14 protein-coding genes and 1 pseudogene are annotated in these 15,583 nt (G+C 64.9%); 7 read left to right on the top strand and 8 right to left on the bottom strand.

The window, feature by feature from the left end:
- A pseudogene (locus AWB83_RS37130) lies at window positions 1–99 on the top strand (peptide transporter); the annotation flags it as partial.
- Between the two features lie 299 nt (window positions 100–398).
- Here AWB83_RS37130 and AWB83_RS08905 read toward each other — a convergent pair.
- Window positions 399–1,331 carry a LysR substrate-binding domain-containing protein gene (locus tag AWB83_RS08905; RefSeq protein WP_087044320.1) on the bottom strand — a complete coding sequence of 311 codons (933 nt, stop codon included), beginning with the start codon at window positions 1,329–1,331 and terminating at the stop codon, window positions 399–401.
- A gap of 271 nt (window positions 1,332–1,602) precedes the next feature.
- On the opposite strand from AWB83_RS08905, the gene AWB83_RS08900 reads away from it, so the two are divergent.
- The 4 genes from AWB83_RS08900 (at window position 1,603) to AWB83_RS08885 (ending at window position 6,459) form a co-directional block, all read left to right on the top strand.
- Window positions 1,603–3,177: an ABC transporter ATP-binding protein gene (locus tag AWB83_RS08900; RefSeq protein ID WP_087044318.1), complete on the top strand. Its 1,575-nt coding sequence runs from the start codon at window positions 1,603–1,605 to the stop codon at window positions 3,175–3,177.
- 19 nt (window positions 3,178–3,196) lie between these two features.
- The gene (locus AWB83_RS08895; RefSeq protein WP_087044317.1) at window positions 3,197–4,303 is read left to right on the top strand and encodes an ABC transporter permease; all 1,107 of its coding nucleotides are present in this window, start codon (window positions 3,197–3,199) and stop codon (window positions 4,301–4,303) included.
- A 15-nt stretch (window positions 4,304–4,318) separates the two neighbouring features.
- A complete protein-coding gene (locus tag AWB83_RS08890; RefSeq protein WP_087044315.1) occupies window positions 4,319–5,248 on the top strand; it encodes an ABC transporter permease in 930 nt (309 codons plus the stop codon).
- Between the two features lie 125 nt (window positions 5,249–5,373).
- The gene (locus AWB83_RS08885) at window positions 5,374–6,459 is read left to right on the top strand and encodes a BMP family ABC transporter substrate-binding protein (RefSeq protein ID WP_087044313.1); all 1,086 of its coding nucleotides are present in this window, start codon (window positions 5,374–5,376) and stop codon (window positions 6,457–6,459) included.
- A gap of 83 nt (window positions 6,460–6,542) precedes the next feature.
- Here the strand turns inward: AWB83_RS08885 and AWB83_RS08880 are convergent, their stop codons facing one another.
- The 4 genes from AWB83_RS08880 to AWB83_RS08865 form a co-directional block, all read right to left on the bottom strand.
- Window positions 6,543–6,752 carry a dodecin gene (locus AWB83_RS08880; protein ID WP_087044311.1) on the bottom strand — a complete coding sequence of 70 codons (210 nt, stop codon included), beginning with the start codon at window positions 6,750–6,752 and terminating at the stop codon, window positions 6,543–6,545.
- A gap of 306 nt (window positions 6,753–7,058) precedes the next feature.
- Window positions 7,059–7,550 carry a hypothetical protein gene (locus AWB83_RS08875; RefSeq protein ID WP_050327003.1) on the bottom strand — a complete coding sequence of 164 codons (492 nt, stop codon included), beginning with the start codon at window positions 7,548–7,550 and terminating at the stop codon, window positions 7,059–7,061.
- Between the two features lie 319 nt (window positions 7,551–7,869).
- Window positions 7,870–8,310, bottom strand: coding sequence for a large conductance mechanosensitive channel protein MscL (gene mscL / locus AWB83_RS08870; RefSeq protein ID WP_087044396.1), 441 nt, complete (start codon window positions 8,308–8,310; stop codon window positions 7,870–7,872).
- A 183-nt stretch (window positions 8,311–8,493) separates the two neighbouring features.
- On the bottom strand, window positions 8,494–9,879 hold the full coding sequence (locus AWB83_RS08865) for a DUF2252 domain-containing protein (RefSeq protein ID WP_087044309.1): 1,386 nt from the start codon (window positions 9,877–9,879) through the stop codon (window positions 8,494–8,496).
- 276 nt (window positions 9,880–10,155) lie between these two features.
- Between AWB83_RS08865 and glgX the strand changes: the two genes are divergently transcribed.
- Together glgX and AWB83_RS37535 are read left to right on the top strand one after the other, a co-directional pair.
- Window positions 10,156–12,366 (top strand): glycogen debranching protein GlgX, encoded by a 2,211-nt coding sequence (gene glgX, locus AWB83_RS08860; RefSeq protein ID WP_087044308.1) that lies wholly within the window; start codon window positions 10,156–10,158, stop codon window positions 12,364–12,366.
- Window positions 12,367–12,531: 165 nt separating this feature from the next.
- The gene (locus tag AWB83_RS37535) at window positions 12,532–12,654 is read left to right on the top strand and encodes a hypothetical protein (protein ID WP_279629081.1); all 123 of its coding nucleotides are present in this window, start codon (window positions 12,532–12,534) and stop codon (window positions 12,652–12,654) included.
- An 82-nt stretch (window positions 12,655–12,736) separates the two neighbouring features.
- Here the strand turns inward: AWB83_RS37535 and AWB83_RS08855 are convergent, their stop codons facing one another.
- The 3 genes from AWB83_RS08855 to AWB83_RS08845 all read right to left on the bottom strand — a co-directional run bounded on the left by AWB83_RS08855 (window position 12,737) and on the right by AWB83_RS08845 (window position 15,482).
- A complete protein-coding gene (locus AWB83_RS08855; protein WP_087044305.1) occupies window positions 12,737–13,972 on the bottom strand; it encodes a tetratricopeptide repeat protein in 1,236 nt (411 codons plus the stop codon).
- A 146-nt stretch (window positions 13,973–14,118) separates the two neighbouring features.
- Window positions 14,119–14,799 (bottom strand): PspA/IM30 family protein, encoded by a 681-nt coding sequence (locus AWB83_RS08850; RefSeq protein ID WP_087044394.1) that lies wholly within the window; start codon window positions 14,797–14,799, stop codon window positions 14,119–14,121.
- A gap of 254 nt (window positions 14,800–15,053) precedes the next feature.
- Window positions 15,054–15,482, bottom strand: a complete 429-nt coding sequence (locus tag AWB83_RS08845; protein WP_087044303.1) for a plasmid mobilization protein — start codon at window positions 15,480–15,482, stop codon at window positions 15,054–15,056.
- Window positions 15,483–15,583: the final 101 nt, after the last annotated feature.

Raw genomic sequence — 15,583 nt, 5'->3', positions numbered from 1 at the left:
TTGAGCTACGACCTGTTCGCGGGCACGCCGCTTTACAAGCCGTCGGGCCTCTCGACGTCACGCGTCACGTTCGGCTTTCAGGTAACCGCGCAGCTTTAAGCTCGGGAGCCGTTTTCGCTCACGGAAACAACGGACCGGCTTGCAAGCGAGGTGCACCGCGGAGCTGGAGGGGGGAACGCTCGAAGCCTTTGGGTCGGATACAGGCGGCCGCGCGAGCCGCCAGAGCAATGCAACTAGGTTTCAGCATCGCATGGCACCACTTGTAGAATTCTGTCGCGATTCGCGCCGGTTATACACTGCTGTAAAGAAAACGCGCCCGCCCCGGGGAGGGGCAAGACAACTAGACCGACAAGAAAACAAGCTTCACGAACAAGCACAAGCCAAGCGCAGAAAAAAGCTCACGGCTGATCGATCAACGACCGCGTCGCCTCGGCGACGAGCCCCCGCAGCCAGCGGACTTCGTCGGAGTAGTGACAGCGCTCATGCCAAAGCTGGTAATACTGCATCGGCGGGAAATCGAGCGGCGCGGGCACGACCGCGAGCGGCAGGAACTTCGCGTAGTGATCGGCGAAGAGCCGCGTCGTCGTGAACACGAGATCCGACTTGATGAGCACGTAAGGCGCGAGGTTGAAGTAAGGCAGCGTGACGACGACATGCCGCTTGAGCCGCTCGCGCGCGAGATGCACGTCGATGGCGCCGCGCTGGCCGACGGAATAGGGCGTCGGCGCGAGATGCGGCGCGTTCAGATACTGATCGAGCGTGAGTCCGCCGCGCTTGGCGAACGGATGGGTGTTGCTGACGAGACACACGATCTTGTCGACGAAGAGATTCGACAAGTGCAATTGCTCGGGCGGCTCCGGCCAGTTGCCGACGACGATATCGAGCTTGCCGTCCTCGAGCGCGAGCTCGTAATCGAACGCGGGGCCGAGCGAATGAAACTCGAGCGTGGCATTGGGCGCGGCCTGGCGGAAACGCTCGACGACCGTCGGCACGAACAGCACGTTCAGATAGTCCGGACAGCCGATGCGATAACACCGCACGGACGTCGAAGGATCGAAGCTGTGCTGCTGGACCTTGATGCGCTCGATTTCGCGCAAGGCGTTTTGAGTCGGTTCGAGCAGGCGCAGGCCGTATTCGGTCGGCACCATGCCGGACTTGCCGCGCACGAGCAGCGGGTCGCCGGTGATATCGCGCAGACGCCGCAGCGCCGCGCTGATGGCGGGTTGCGACTGATTGAGCTTGACGGCGGCGCGGGTCACGCTGCGTTCCATCAGGAGGGTATGCAAGACGCGCAATAAATACGTATCGATCGCCTCGCGTTGCTGACTCATGTTGTCTCCACTATATGTTCTGGCTGATCGATGCGGGGGCGCTACATATCATTTTTAATATGTCGCAAAAATTTCGTCAAGGTGTGGCTTACCCGCAAATACCGCCTGCACGGGATTTGGCGCGTTATTTTGAGTGATCGACTTAGTGTCCCGAATTCTGTAAATTCTGCCCGCGGCCCAGCATGCGCGACGTCGAGATGTCGCGCACCGGTCTCGCGGTAACTTTTTCCAGTCCGGCCTGCTCGGTGGCCGGGCGCATTTCTGGATCTCAATGGGCGACGCCATCAACACGTCGACGACGCCACCGCGCCTGGCGTTGTCCGGCATCAGCAAGCAGTACCCGTCCGTCAAGGCGAACGACGGCGTGAACCTCGTCGTCATGCCGGGCGAAATCCACGCCGTGCTCGGCGAGAACGGCGCGGGCAAATCGACGCTGATGAAGATCATCTACGGCGCCGTACGCCCCGACGAGGGCGAGATCCGCTGGCAGGGCGAAGCCGTCGAGATCGGCAGCCCGGCGGCCGCGCGCAAGCTCGGCATCGGCATGGTGTTCCAGCACTTCTCGCTGTTCGAGACCCTGACCGTCGGCGAAAACATCGCGCTCGCGCTCGACGAGAAGTTCGACATGAAGGCCTTGTCCAAACGCATCCGCGAGGTGTCGAAGGACTACGGGCTCGACGTCGATCCGCAGCGCCACGTGCATAGCCTGACGGTCGGCGAGCGGCAGCGCGTGGAAATCGTGCGGTGCCTGCTGCAGAATCCGCGGCTGCTCATCATGGACGAGCCCACTTCGGTGCTCACGCCGCAGGCGGTCCAGAAGCTCTTCAAGGTGCTGCGCCGGCTCGCGTCCGAAGGCTGCAGCATTCTCTACATCAGCCACAAGCTCGACGAAATCCAGTCGCTCTGCGAGAACGCCACCGTGATGCGCGGCGGGCGCGTCACGGGCAACGTCGATCCGCGCAAGGAAACGCATGCGTCGCTCGCCCAGTTGATGGTCGGCCATTCGCTGCCGGACTACACGCGGCGCGAGCACACGCCCGGCGAGGTGCGGCTCGCGGTGAAGGATCTGTCGGTGGCGAGCCCCGATCCGTTCGGCACGTCGCTCGAGAACGTGTCGTTCTCCGTGCACGCGGGCGAGATCTTCGGCATCGCGGGCGTGTCCGGCAACGGCCAGGCGGAACTGCTCGCGGCGCTCTCGGGCGAGATCCGCGACAGGCACGTGGCGCCCGATGCGGTGTCGATCTGCGGCGCGCCCGCCGCACGGCTCACGGCGGGCGCGCGCCGGCGCCTGGGCTTCGCGTTCGTGCCGGAAGAGCGCCTCGGACGCGGCGCGGTCCCGGCGATGTCGCTCGCCGAGAACGGCCTGCTCACCGCGCATCGCGAAAGCATGGTGCGCGGCGGCTGGATCAGGTCGAACACGGTGAAAGCGTTCGCGGACCGCTGCATCAAATCGTTCGACGTGCGCTGCGGCGGCAGCGGCGCGCTCGCCCAAAGCCTCTCGGGCGGCAACCTGCAGAAGTTCATCGTCGGGCGCGAGATTCTCCAGGAGCCGAAGGTGCTCGTGGTCGCGCAGCCGACCTGGGGCGTCGACGTGGGCGCGGCGGGCTTCATCCGCCAGCAGTTGCTCGACCTCGCGGCGCGCGGCGTCGCGATCCTCGTGATCTCGGAAGAACTGGAAGAGCTCTTCGACATCTGCGACCGGCTCGCCGTGATCGCGCGCGGCGAGCTCTCGCCTGTGCGCCAGACGAGCCAGACCAACGCGGAGGAAATCGGCCTCTTCATGGCCGGACTTTTCGAAGGCAAGCGCGCGCCCGCGGCTGAACCCGACTCTCTCTTGAAGCATTAATCCGGACGCAATAAGCACGATGATCTTCCCCTATCGACTCGAAGCGCGCCCGGCACCCTCGCGCGTCATGCAGCTCGCCGTGCCGGTCGTTGCCGCCATCGCGACGCTCGTGATCGGCTTCCTGATCTTCAGCCTGGTCGGGCAGGACCCGCTGCGCGCGATGCACGCGTTTTTCATCGAGCCGCTCTCGAGCATCAACGGCTGGTCCGAGCTCGTGCTGAAGGCCTCGCCGCTGTGTTTGATCGGGCTGGGGCTCGCGGTCGGCTATCGCGCGAACGTGTGGAATATCGGCGCGGAAGGGCAGATGCTGCTGGGCGGAATCGTCGCGGGCGGCATCGCGATTCACGTGGGCGATGCGTCCGGCTGGTGGACGCTGCCGCTCATGATGATCGGCGGCATCGCGGGCGGCATGGCGTGGGCGGCGATCCCCGCGCTGCTCAAGAGCCGCTTCAACACCAATGAGATTTTGACGAGCCTGATGCTCACCTACGTCGCGACGCAGTTGCTCATCTATCTGGTGAGCGGCCCGTGGCGCGACCCGGAAGGCATGAACTTCCCGATCTCGGCGATGTTCGGCGACGACGCGCTGTTCCCGCGCCTCTACGGCGACTGGCACTGGGCGTGGCTGAAGGGCACGCGGATCAACGCCTCGGTGTTCCTGACGGTCATCGCGATTCCGTGCGTGTGGCTCTTCATGCGCAAGAGCTTCGCGGGCTTCCGGATGAACGTCGGCGGGCTCGCGCCGCTCGCCGCGCGCTACGCCGGTTTCTCCGACAAGAAGACGATCTGGACCTCGCTGCTGCTTTCTGGCGGCCTCGCGGGACTCGCCGGCATGGGCGAAGTCGCCGGGCCGATCGGGCAGCTTCAGGCGGGCTGGTCGCCGGGCTACGGCTTCACGGCGATCATCGTGGTGTTCGTGGGACGCCTGCATCCGGTGGGCATCGTGCTCGCGAGCCTTCTGATGGCGCTGCTCTATCTCGGCGGCGAAGCGGTGCAGACCTCGCTGCAACTGCCGCAGGCGCTCGCAGGCGTGTTCCAGGGGCTGTTGCTGTTCTGCCTGCTCGGCTGCGATCTCTTCGTGAACTACCGCATCAAGCGCCGCACGCCCGTGCATCACGCCGCATAACGAGGCTATAAGAAAATGGACATCAATCAAGCCAGCAATCTCGCCTCGAGCGCCGTCATCGCGGCGATTCCGCTAATGTACGCGGGCGCGGGCGAACTCGTCGCCGAGAAGTCGGGCGTGCTCAACCTGGGCGTCGAAGGGATGATGCTGATGGGCGCGGTCACGGGCTACGCCGTCACCGCGATCACCGGCAATCCGTGGCTCGGCATCGTGGCTTCCGTGTTCGCCGGACTCGCGATGTCGCTGCTCTTCGGCTTTCTCACCATCACGATGCTCGCCAATCAGGTCGCCACGGGCCTGTCGCTGACGATCTTCGGCATCGGCTTTTCGGCGTATGTCGGCAAGCCGTACACCTCGGCCGCCGTGCGCTCGAGCATCGACGTGATGCCGATTCCGGGCCTTGCGAACATTCCCGTGCTCGGCCCCGCGGTCTTCTCGCTCACCCCGCTCGGCTATCTCGCGTTCATCATGTTCGCCGTGATCGGCTGGTTCCTGTACAAGACGCGCGCGGGGCTCGTGCTGCGCTCGGTCGGCGAATCGCCTGCGGTCGCGCATTCGGTGGGCTTTCCGGTCGTGGGCGTGCGCTACGGCGCAACGCTCTTCGGCGGGGCGATGGCGGGCATCGCGGGCGGCTATTACTCGATCGTCTATCTGCACGTCTGGCAGGAGCAGCTGACGTCGGGGCGCGGCTGGATCGCGCTCGCGCTCGTCGTGTTCGCGACCTGGCGCCCGGGGCGCCTTTTGATCGGGGCGCTGCTCTTCGGCGCGGTGATGGCGCTGCAGTTCTACGCGCAGGCCGTCGGCGTGCCCGTGCCGACGCAGTTCCTCGCGATGCTGCCGTACATCGCGACCATCGTCGTGCTCGTGCTGATCTCGCGCAATCCGAACACCATCAAGCTCAACGCGCCGGCATCGCTCGGCAAGCCGTTCTTTGCGGCGAGCTGATCGGTGTTGCTCATACACAGCACTCCCGCAGGCGTCCGGTTCCATCGACATTTTTGACCGGCGAAACTGGCGCGGGCCGCGCGGAAGTTTTCGTTTCACACACAACATCGACCAGGAGAATCACAATGAATAAACCATGGCTGAAGGCGATCACGGCCACTGTCGCGCTGTCCGCCACCGTCGCGGCGCTGAGCGCGCAGGCGGCCGATGCGCCCGGCGTCGCGTTCGTCTATCTCGGCAATCCGGGCGATGCGGGCTGGACCTTCGCGCACGATGCGGGCAGCAAGGAAGCCGAGGCGAAGTACGGCAACAAGATCAAGATCACGCGCGTGGAGAACGTGCCGGAATCGGCGGACTCGGAGCGCGTGTTCCGCGATCTCGCGAACAAGGGCAACAAGATCATCTTCGGCACGAGCTTCGGCTATCAGGATTTCCAGCTGAAGGTCGCGAAGGATTTCCCGGACACCATCTTCCTCACGGCGACCGGCTTCAAGAAGGCGAAGAACTTCGGCACCTATGACGTGCGCATGTATCAGGGCGCGTATCTCGCGGGCGTCGCCGCGGGTTATGTGACGAAGACGAACACGCTCGGCTTCGTCGCTTCGGTGCCGATTCCCGAAGTGGTGCGCAACATCAACGCCTACACGATGGGCGCGCGCTCGGTGAATCCGAAGATCCACACGAAGGTCATCTGGATCAACAGCTGGTTCGATCCGGGCAAGGAGAAGCAGGCGGCCGAAACGCTGATCGGCCAGGGCGCCGACGTGCTGCTGCAGAACACGGACTCCAACGCGACGCTCAACACGGCGAACGAGAAGCACGTCTGGGCCTTCGGCTGGGATTCGAACATGAAGAAGTTCGGCCCGAATGCGCACCTGGGCTCGGTGGTCGCCCACTGGGGCGTCTATTACAACGCCGTGATCCAGCAGGTGCTCGACGGCAAGTGGAAGAACGATCCGGTGTGGCTCGGCATTCCGCAGAAGGCCGTGGACCTCGAAGACCTGAACAGCGGCGTGATTCCCGCGAAGGCGGTGCAGGCGGTCGCCGCGAAGCGTGACGAACTTCATACCGGCAAGTGGGACGTGTTCAGCGGCCCGATCAAGGATCAGTCGGGCGCGGAAAAGGTGCCGGCCGGCAAGACCCTGTCCGATCCGGAACTGCAGCGCATCAACTGGTACGTGGAAGGCGTGGACGGCTCGCTGCCGAAGTAAGCGCGCTCTTTCAGGCTGCGGAAAAACAAACCGCGCTTCGTTGCGAGACGAAGCGCGGTTTTTTCATGGCCCGGGAAAATGCGTCAATCGTCGATGCGCAGTCCCACCTTGATCGTCACCTGCCAGTGCAGGACCTTGCCGTCCTCGATGTGCCCGCGTGTTTCCACCACTTCGAACCAGTGCATGTTGCGCAGCGTCTTGGAGGCCTTCGCCAGTGCGACGCGCACGGCTTCGTCGCTCGACTGCGGCGAGGAGCCGGTGAGTTCGATCTGCTTGTAGACGTGTTCCGACATGGTGTTCTCCTTGTAGTGATGGATCGGCCAGCGCGACAGCTTCGTCGCGGAAAGCTTGCGATTTCAGTGCAGCAAGGCGCGCGCCGTGAAAGCGCGGGGGCAAGGCGTCAGCGTCGAAGGGAAGAGGACCGCGCTCGCCGGCGTGCGCGAGCGCGTGGCTTCCATTAAAGGACAGGAAAGAGTGCGGGAATAGTCAGGGTTTGCGCGGTGTTGCCGCGGGCTGCGCGGGAAGGCGCGCCGAGCCTCGTGAACGAGGTCGGCGTGATCAGGAAGCAACAAGGGATTCGGAACAGGGCCAGTGAGCGCTCAACGCAGCGGACGGGAGGCGGCGTCGCCGGCATCCTGGCGGCGCGTGCCGCGGCGCCTGCGTGCCGAGACCGTCGCGCCGAATTCGCTCAGAATCTGCGCGCGGGCGCGGCTCGCGAAGACAAGGAAACCGAAACCGTTCGCCTCGTACCAGTAACCACCGTTCTCCAGTCCGTCGAGCGGCTGCTCGAGCGCGTTGGTGATCGATTCGACACAGCGCCTGTGCAGCTCGTCGATGGCCGGATACGGCGGCTGTGCGCCCCGCACGCTGCACAGCAGGACATCGAGCCCCGGCAGGACATGTGCGTAAAGTACCGGCTCGTCCTGGGCGCGAGCTCGTGCAATCTTGGTGTCGAGCTGACCGAACGGCCTGAAGTGCCGGAGCACGGCGAGAAAAGACTCATCGCCTTCGGCCTTCACGCGTTTACGCTTTTTCGGGAAGGACATAAAAATTCGCCTGAAAAAGAATTGCAAGAAACGCAGCGTCCTCATGCGGCCACTCCCGTCTTGCGCGCCGCACGTCGATCTTTTATAGCGCATCGATGTGAATAGGTCACGGTGATTCGGGCCATTGAAATTCGCGACCGGCTGGTGCCGATGCACGCCTCTGGCGCACGATTCGTGCCGTTGACCGTTTGGCGGCCCGCTTGGCATCCCTCTGAGCATCTATCCCAATAATAGTCCTGCTGCTACCCGCGCGAACAGCTTTCGTAAAGAAAAAAGCGGGGGGGCGCACCAACGGGGCGGGGTGCATACGAGCAGACCCGCGCGAGCCGCGCGGGTTCCTCGGGATTCAGGCGAGTTTGCCGGTCTAGACGCGCGGCGACTTCTTGAGTTCGTCACGAATTTCGCGCAGGAGCAGCACGTCTTCCGGGGTCGCCGGCGGCGCGGCTTCGGCCGGCTTGCGCAGATTGTTGATGAACTTGACCATCAGAAAGATGATGAACGCGAGGATGATGAAGTTGATCAGCGTGGTGATGAACGAACCGTAGCCGAACACGGCGACGCCCGCCGTCTGCAGGTCCTTGTACGAATCGGGATTGCCTTTGTAGGTTGGCGGTATCTGTCCGAGCCGTATGAACAGGTTGGAAAAGTCGAGGCCGCCCGTGGCGAGACCGACCACCGGCATGATCAGATCCTTCACGACGGAGTTCACGATCGTCGAGAATGCGCCGCCGATGATGACGCCGACCGCGAGGTCCATGACGTTGCCCTTCAGGGCGAAATTCTTGAATTCTTCAATCATGCTCATGCGCGGCTTCCTCCAGTTGAGTTCGAAACGGTTTTTTGCGGGCTCGGGCGGCAGCAAAGGCTATGCCATTGGATCGCCAGCGAAACGCGCGCAACTATTCACACCGGAGCGCGTTTCGTTGCGGCACCGTCAATGATAGTCAATTCGACTGCGCGCCGCCCGCGCGTCATAAAGCATACGGCTTCACGCGGTCGGCACGCGGCCCGTGCTGATCGCCGCGCAGAACGCGGCGTGGTCCGCCACCATCTGCGAGCCGTAGCGCTCGGCCCAGAGCGCGTAAGCCGCGTCGAGCTTGTCCGAACTGCCGCAATAGCCCGCGATGAGCGCCGCGTCGCCGGTGCGCGCGTGAGCCCGGGCGAGCAGGAGGCCCAGGCACCACGCGTAGTAATCGAAGGTCGCGCCGTGCAGCCAGTCGACCGGAATCGAGCCGCGGATCTGCTTCATCTGCCGCACGTAGAAATCGCGGCCGGAGATGGTCGTCCAGCCGAGCAGCGTGTCGGACGAGCTCTGCAGGAGCCGCTGCCCGTGTACGACGCGCCGCCCCTGATGGCGAAACGGCTCGTCGAGCGGCGGCACGAAGGGCGCGGCGGCGGGCACGATGCCTTCCTTCACCTGCATGAAAAGCGGGTCGCCGAGTGCGCGGCCGAGCAGCAGCACGAGATACGCGCGCGTGCCGACGCTGCCGACGCCGACCACGCGATGCGCGACATCCGCGACGTCGTAGCGTTCGAGCATCATGCGCCACTCGCCCGCGATGCTCTGCAGATACGCCTTCAGTCCATCGATCACATGATTTTTCTCGGCGGCGTCGAGCTTCGTGAGGATCGGCGGATCGACCCTGAAGCGACAGCTCTTGCCGGCCGGCTCGGCGACCTTGGCGAGCATCGTCGCGTGCGAGCGCTTCATCGCGCGCTCGACCGTCCTCTCGATGGTCACTTTTTCTTCAGCGTCGAGCCTCGTCGGCGCGTCCATGTGCAGCGCGCTCGCGTAGGAGCGCATCTGCCAGAGGTCGTAGGGGCTCACCCGCCAAAGGTCGGCCATCGTCGTGCGATACGCCGCGCAGGCCGAGCGCACTGCGCGCTCGCGCCCGGCGGCGTCGACGTCATTCTCGCGCGCCGCGACGTTGATGCTCGCGCTCAGACGCTTCAGATCCCACTCCCACGGACCGACGAGCGTCTCGTCGAAGTCGTTCAGGTCGAACACGACGTCCTGGCGCGGCGTGCGAAAGAGGCCGAAGTTGTTGATGTGCGCGTCGCCGTCGATGATCACGTTGTGGCCGATCGAGGGCGACTTCGCCAGATCCCAGGCCATGACCGTGGCGGAGCCGCGCAGGAAGGCGAACGGCGACTCCGCCATGCGCTGCATGCGCAGCGGAATGAGCCGCTCCTGCCGGCCCGCGTTGCCCGCCAGCACGCGCTCGACGGGGTCCGGCCGGTCGGGCTCGGGCGTCCAGGCGCCGTGCGCCTCGATGGGCACGGCGTCTCGCAGGGCGCGGCCGGCGGCGCGGCTCGCCTCGGCGGTGCCGCTGATCTGGGAATTCGTCGAGGTAGAGCCGGGGCGCGTGGACAAGGCGTGTTCTCCTTCGACGATGGGAGCGTGTCGGGCGTTGGTCGAACGCCGGAGCATCCGGCGCTCCCGCGCGTAGTGGCGGGGAGCCGACCGGAACGTTTTACACGCGGCGCGCTCGCTGCGCGAGCCTCGGGGACATCATGTGCCGCTCGAAGCAAGCGGCGCGCCGGCAGCGCTTACGGGCACGCGACATGCTTCTTTCGATCCGTTTCACACCGTGCAATGCCAGGAACGATTCCGACGCCCGGGGCGTCAACCATTCGAAGACATCATCTCATGCCGAACGAACTCCGCATTGCCGAAGGCTCCCCTTTTCCGCTCGGCGCGACCTGGGACGGGAAGGGCGTCAACTTCGCGCTGTTTTCCGCGAACGCGACCAAGGTCGAACTGTGTCTCTTCGACGAGAAGGGCGAGCAGGAAACGCAGCGCATCGAGTTGCCCGAATACACCGACGAAGTCTGGCACGTGTACGTGCACGGGCTCGAGCCGGGCACCGTCTACGGCTATCGCGTGCACGGACCGTACGAGCCGGAGGCCGGCCATCGCTTCAATCCGAACAAGCTGCTGCTCGATCCATACGCGAAGGCGCACGTCGGCACGTTGAAATGGGACCCGGCCGTGTTCGGCTACACCCTCGGCGCCGAGGGCGACGATCTCACTTTCGACGAGCGCGACAGCGCGCCTTTCATGCAGAAGTGCCAGGTCGTCGATCAGACATTCTCCTGGACGCACCCGACGCGCGTGCGCGTGCCGTGGGAGCACACGATCTTCTACGAGACCCACGTGCGCGGCTACACGAAGCTGCATCCGGCGATTCCGGAGCACATGCGCGGCACGTTCGAAGGGCTCGGACAGAAGGAAGTCGTCGAGCACATCAAGAGCCTGGGCGTGACCTCGGTCGAGCTGCTGCCGATTCAAACGTTCGTGAACGACAGCCATCTGCTCGATCGCGGCCTCACGAACTACTGGGGCTACAACACGATCGGCTTCTTCGCGGCCGATCCGCGCTTTTTCGCGCGCGGCCCGGGCGTGATCGCCGAATTCAAGGAGATGGTCGACCGGCTGCACGAGGCCGGGCTGGAAGTCATTCTCGACGTGGTCTACAACCACACCGCCGAAGGCAACGAGCGCGGGCCGACGCTGTCGTTCCGCGGCATCGACAACGCGTCGTACTACCGGCTGATGCCGGAGGAGCCGCGCTACTACATCAACGATACGGGCACCGGCAACACGCTCAATCTCTCGCATCCGCGCGTCCTGCAGATGGTCACCGACAGCCTGCGCTACTGGGTGACGGAGATGAACGTCGACGGCTTCCGCTTCGATCTCGCGACGATTCTCGGCCGCGAACCCTACGGCTTCGACGAAGGCGGCGGCTTCCTCGACAGCTGCCGGCAGGACCCGATTCTCTCGAGCGTCAAGCTCATCGCGGAGCCGTGGGATTGCGGGCCGGGCGGCTATCAGGTCGGCGGCTTCCCGCCCGGCTGGGCGGAGTGGAACGACCGCTATCGCGACACGGTGCGCGGGTTCTGGAAGGGCGACGAGGGCGAAGCGGCCGAACTCGCCACGCGCATGACCGCGTCCGGCGACAAGTTCAACAAGCGCGGCCGTCGTCCCTGGGCGAGCGTCAATTTCATCACCGCGCACGACGGCTTCACGCTGAACGATCTCGTTTCCTACAACGAGAAGCACAACGAGGCGAACGGCGAGGACAACCAGGACGGGCACTCGGACAACAAGTCGTGGAACTGCGGCGTCGAAGGCCCGACCGACGACCCCGAGATCCGCGCGCTGCGCGAGCGCCAGAAGCGCAACATGCTTGCGACGCTGCTGTTCTCGCAAGGCACGCCGATGATTCTCGCGGGCGACGAGTTTGGCCGCACGCAACAGGGCAACAACAACGCGTACTGCCAGGACAACGACATCAGCTGGGTGAACTGGGACATCGACGACGACGGCCGCGCGCTCACCGAATTCGTGCGCAAGCTGACGACGCTGCGTCACACGCTGCCGGTGCTGCGGCGCCAGCGCTTCCTGACGGGCGAATTCAACGAGGACTTGCAGGTCGTCGACGTCAAATGGCTGAGCCCGAGCGGCGACGAGCTCACGCAGGAGCAATGGGACGATCCGAACATGCGCTGCTTCGGGCTCGTCATCGACGGGCGCGCGCAGGCGACGGGCATCCGCAAGCCCGCCTCCGACGCGACGCTGCTGCTCGTCGTGAACGCGTATCACGACGTGGTCGATTTCACGCTGCCGGATATTCCGGGCCCGGACGAATGGATCTGTCTGATCGACACGAACGCGCCGATCCGCGAGGAATTGCCGGAGTTCGGCGCGGGCGATGTCTATCAGGTGACGGGCCGTTCGCTGCTGCTGTTCGCGCTTCAGTCGCGCGGCGCGACCAGGCGCATTTTCAAGCGCCTGGAAGAAGCGCTTACGGACGAGTTGCCGCCCGAAAGCGAGGAAAAGAAAGCGGAGGGTTGATTTCGACCGCGGGCTGACGATCGGCGGGACGCTTCGCGCGACCGGTTATCATGCGGCTTTTGCAATAGCGATGGAAGGCGGCGCGAGCCGCCTTCTTTTTTCCACGATGCACCTATTACCAACGCATGAGCGCGCGGCGCTTCGCCGCCGCGCGTCCCCGCCGGCATGATCCTGCATGCTCTCCTGCGTGCCGCGAGCTGGGATCAGCTCGAACGCATCTGGGAATTCATCGTCGGCTTCTTCAAGTTTCTCTGGAGCCTGCTGCGCTTTCTCGGCGGAGGCGGCTGAGCGCGCTCGCTCGATTTCCATTTCCCCGCTGGAAATGAAAAAGGCCCCGCGAACGGGGCCTTCCATGGGCGAGCGCCGCGAGTCAGGAATCGCGCCAGCTGTCGTCGTTGCTGCCGAGGTCCAGGTCGCCGCCGCCGCTGCCGTCGTTCCAGTCGTTCGAGCCGTTGCCGAAGTCGAGGCCGCCGCCGTTGTTGTTGTTGTTGTTGTTGTTGTTGTTGTTGCCGAAATCCAGGCCGCCACCGTCGTTCTGGGCCGGGCGATCGACAGGCACCTCGCGCTCGATCACGCGGTCGCGCCCGTGGGACAACGCTTCGCCGAGCAGCACGCCGGTCAGCAGGCCGCCCATGCCGCCGCCGAACCCGCCGCCGCCCTGCTGGATGATGACGGGCGGCTGCTGCCCTTGCTGCGGCGGATAGGGCGCGTTGGGCGGATAAGGTCCTTGCGGCGGATACGGTTGCTGCTGGCTGCGTCCGAAGCGCTCGGCTTCCTGCGCGTACGGCGACGCACTCTGCGCGCCGGTCTGGGCGGCGTTCGGATCGGGCCTTCCTTCTGCGCGCGCCTTCAGGCTCGCGACCTGATTCTCCAGATCCTCGACGGCATACGGCGGCGCGGGATTCTTCGAGTTGGACAGGGACTCGACCATCTCGCGCAATTGCGTTTCCGTGCCTTCCACGTCTCGCAGAAGCGCCTCATGGCCGGGCGCCGTGGAGAGCCGCACGTCGAGCTTGAGCGTGCGCACGTCGTTGAGCAGTTCGGTGGCGCGCTTGATCTGCGCGCGGCGGTCGTCCTCGGCCTGGCCATCGTCGCGCGCGCGGGCGCGTCGCAGGCCCCAGCGCAGCACGAGCGCGATCGCCGCGATCAGCACCGCGAGCCCGATCCACGCGCCCATTCCGAGGCCGTGCTTTTGCGGCGCGGCGGCCTGATCCGGACTGAACGGATTCTGCGCCGTCGACGTGTTCGAGCTATTGCCCGAGCGGGGCGAGATGCTGGCGCGCGTCGCATCGGCCTGAACGCGCGCCTGAGTGGCGGCGAAGCGCGACGGATCGGTGAAGCTCAACGAAGGATCAAGCGTTTTCGCCTGCTGCAGATGCGAAAGGGCGTCGCTGTAGCGGCCCTCGCGATCGAGCACCTGTGCGTACAAGTAATGCGCGTGCGCATTCTTCGGATGCGCGTCCAGGACTTCGCTCAACTGCGAGTCGGCTTTCTGCCAGTTGCCCTGGGTCATCGACTGCTCGACCTGCTGCGCCGTCGGCACGGCGAACGCGAGCGGGGAGGCGAGCGACAGCGACAATGCCAGGGCCGTCAGAGTCTTTTTCATGATGCGGGCCGGACGCGATGAACGTCCGTCTCCTGTCGATGCTGCAAACGTGTACTGCGAAGGGTCATGCTCAAGGTAACGCATATTCGTGCGACGCGCTGCGAGCCCGGGAGTTCGCCGCGCGTGCGCTTTTCAGATGCCGGAACTCACTGCGCCGGCGTGTTCAGCTGCTTCTTCAGCGCTTCGAGACGATCCTCGACCGAAGGACCATGATTGAGCGCGGCGAGCTTGTCTTCGAGCGCCTTGCCGGACTTCTGGTCGGCCGAATTCAGGCGTGCGTCGGAGCGCGCGTTGGCGAGCTGGATCTTGTCCTCGAGCTTCTGGAAATCCTCGGATAGATTCTTGCCGCCGATGCCGCCCAGCGCCGTCGCCGCGGTGTCCTTGGCTTGCGCGATCTGCTGCTTCGCCTGAAGGATGTTCGAGCGCGCGTTGAGATCGTTGCGGCGCTGGCGCATGTCGGCGATCTGCGTCTTGAGGTGCTCGACCGAAGGCTCCAGCGTCTGCAGTTCCGCCGCGAGCGCATCGCGTTCCGTTTCGGCGTTGGCCTGCGCCGCGAGCGCCTCGCGCGCAAGGCCTTCGTCGCCGCCCTGCAGCGCGCGCTTCGCGCCGTCTTCATACTTGCGCGCCTTTTCTGCGGCGGCGTCGCGCTTGCTCTGTTGCGTCGCGACCTGCGCTTCGATCTCGATGAGCGAGTTCTCCGCCTTCGCGATGCTGTCGTCGAGCTCGCGCACGATCTGGCGCGCGTCGCGCGAGGGATCCTGCATGGTGTCGGCGGCGTCGTTCAAGAGACCTTTGACCGTCCGAGTGATGGAATCGAAAAGCGACATGTATTTCTCCTGGATGAAGACAGCGGCGCGCACGCTTCTCGTGCGTGCTCACGCGGCTCGAATGTGAGGCGCATCGCGCGGGATTGCAAGCGTCATATGACGTTCACATTCGACGTTCGCGTTCACGCCGGGTATACCCGCTCATTAGAGCATGCCGTGGCTTAATCGGGACTTAACGGAAGGTTAAGGAGTGTAACGGCGCGCACGGCCGACGCAGGGGGAAGGCGGACGTAACAACAACGGGCACCGCGCCGTCAGCGACCGGAACGCGTGCCGCCGGTGAGCGAGGCGTCTTCGCCCGCGCCTTGCGTGTCGTCGTCGTGACCGGCGTCCTGCTCGATTTCGTCGCCGGAGGTGGCGGACGCGGGATTTGCTTGCGGCGCTCTGCCTGCCTGCGCGGCGCGCTTGCTCGCGTCCGCCGCCGCGTCGCGCGCCTCGCGCATGGCCGCTTTGGCCGCGACCTTCTTCAGCGCGGCATCGAGCGCATCCGGCGCCTTGGGCACGCGCAGGCGATCCACGATGCCCGCAACCTTGATCTGCTCGCTCGTCGCGTTGAAGTTCAGCACCGCGCGCCGCATGAGCTCGCTCACGCTGATGCCGAGGGCATCCGCTGTCTTGCTGATGGCCAGCTTTTGCGCGGGAGTCACGAAAACGACGATGCGTTCGCTGGGTTTGTTCGTCATGAGCGGCTCGCAAACAGTAAGGCGATCGTAACGAGGCGATCGCAACTTCGGTTCATCAAACGGCACGACATCTTTACCGCAGGGTGCGCGCGCGGGGTTCC

Origin of the sequence: Caballeronia ptereochthonis (assembly GCF_001545075.1) — a bacterium.
Taxonomy (GTDB): Bacteria; Pseudomonadota; Gammaproteobacteria; order Burkholderiales; family Burkholderiaceae; genus Caballeronia; species Caballeronia ptereochthonis.
The sequence above is the reverse complement of the archived record's forward strand: the minus strand, read 5'-3'. Positions and strand labels throughout refer to the sequence as shown.

Excerpts from the sequence above, each read along its gene's own strand:
- AWB83_RS08905 (WP_087044320.1), bottom strand. The coding sequence starts at position 1,331 with ATGAGTCAGCAACGCGAGGCGATCGATACGTATTTATTGCGCGTCTTG.
- AWB83_RS08900 (WP_087044318.1), top strand. The coding sequence starts at position 1,603 with ATGGGCGACGCCATCAACACGTCGACGACGCCACCGCGCCTGGCGTTG.
- AWB83_RS08895 (WP_087044317.1), top strand. The coding sequence starts at position 3,197 with ATGATCTTCCCCTATCGACTCGAAGCGCGCCCGGCACCCTCGCGCGTC.
- AWB83_RS08890 (WP_087044315.1), top strand. The coding sequence starts at position 4,319 with ATGGACATCAATCAAGCCAGCAATCTCGCCTCGAGCGCCGTCATCGCG.
- AWB83_RS08885 (WP_087044313.1), top strand. The coding sequence starts at position 5,374 with ATGAATAAACCATGGCTGAAGGCGATCACGGCCACTGTCGCGCTGTCC.
- AWB83_RS08880 (WP_087044311.1), bottom strand. The coding sequence starts at position 6,752 with ATGTCGGAACACGTCTACAAGCAGATCGAACTCACCGGCTCCTCGCCG.
- AWB83_RS08875 (WP_050327003.1), bottom strand. The coding sequence starts at position 7,550 with ATGAGGACGCTGCGTTTCTTGCAATTCTTTTTCAGGCGAATTTTTATG.
- mscL (WP_087044396.1), bottom strand. The coding sequence starts at position 8,310 with ATGAGCATGATTGAAGAATTCAAGAATTTCGCCCTGAAGGGCAACGTC.
- glgX (WP_087044308.1), top strand. The coding sequence starts at position 10,156 with ATGCCGAACGAACTCCGCATTGCCGAAGGCTCCCCTTTTCCGCTCGGC.
- AWB83_RS37535 (WP_279629081.1), top strand. The coding sequence starts at position 12,532 with ATGATCCTGCATGCTCTCCTGCGTGCCGCGAGCTGGGATCAGCTCGAA.
- AWB83_RS08855 (WP_087044305.1), bottom strand. The coding sequence starts at position 13,972 with ATGAAAAAGACTCTGACGGCCCTGGCATTGTCGCTGTCGCTCGCCTCC.
- AWB83_RS08850 (WP_087044394.1), bottom strand. The coding sequence starts at position 14,799 with ATGTCGCTTTTCGATTCCATCACTCGGACGGTCAAAGGTCTCTTGAAC.
- AWB83_RS08845 (WP_087044303.1), bottom strand. The coding sequence starts at position 15,482 with ATGACGAACAAACCCAGCGAACGCATCGTCGTTTTCGTGACTCCCGCG.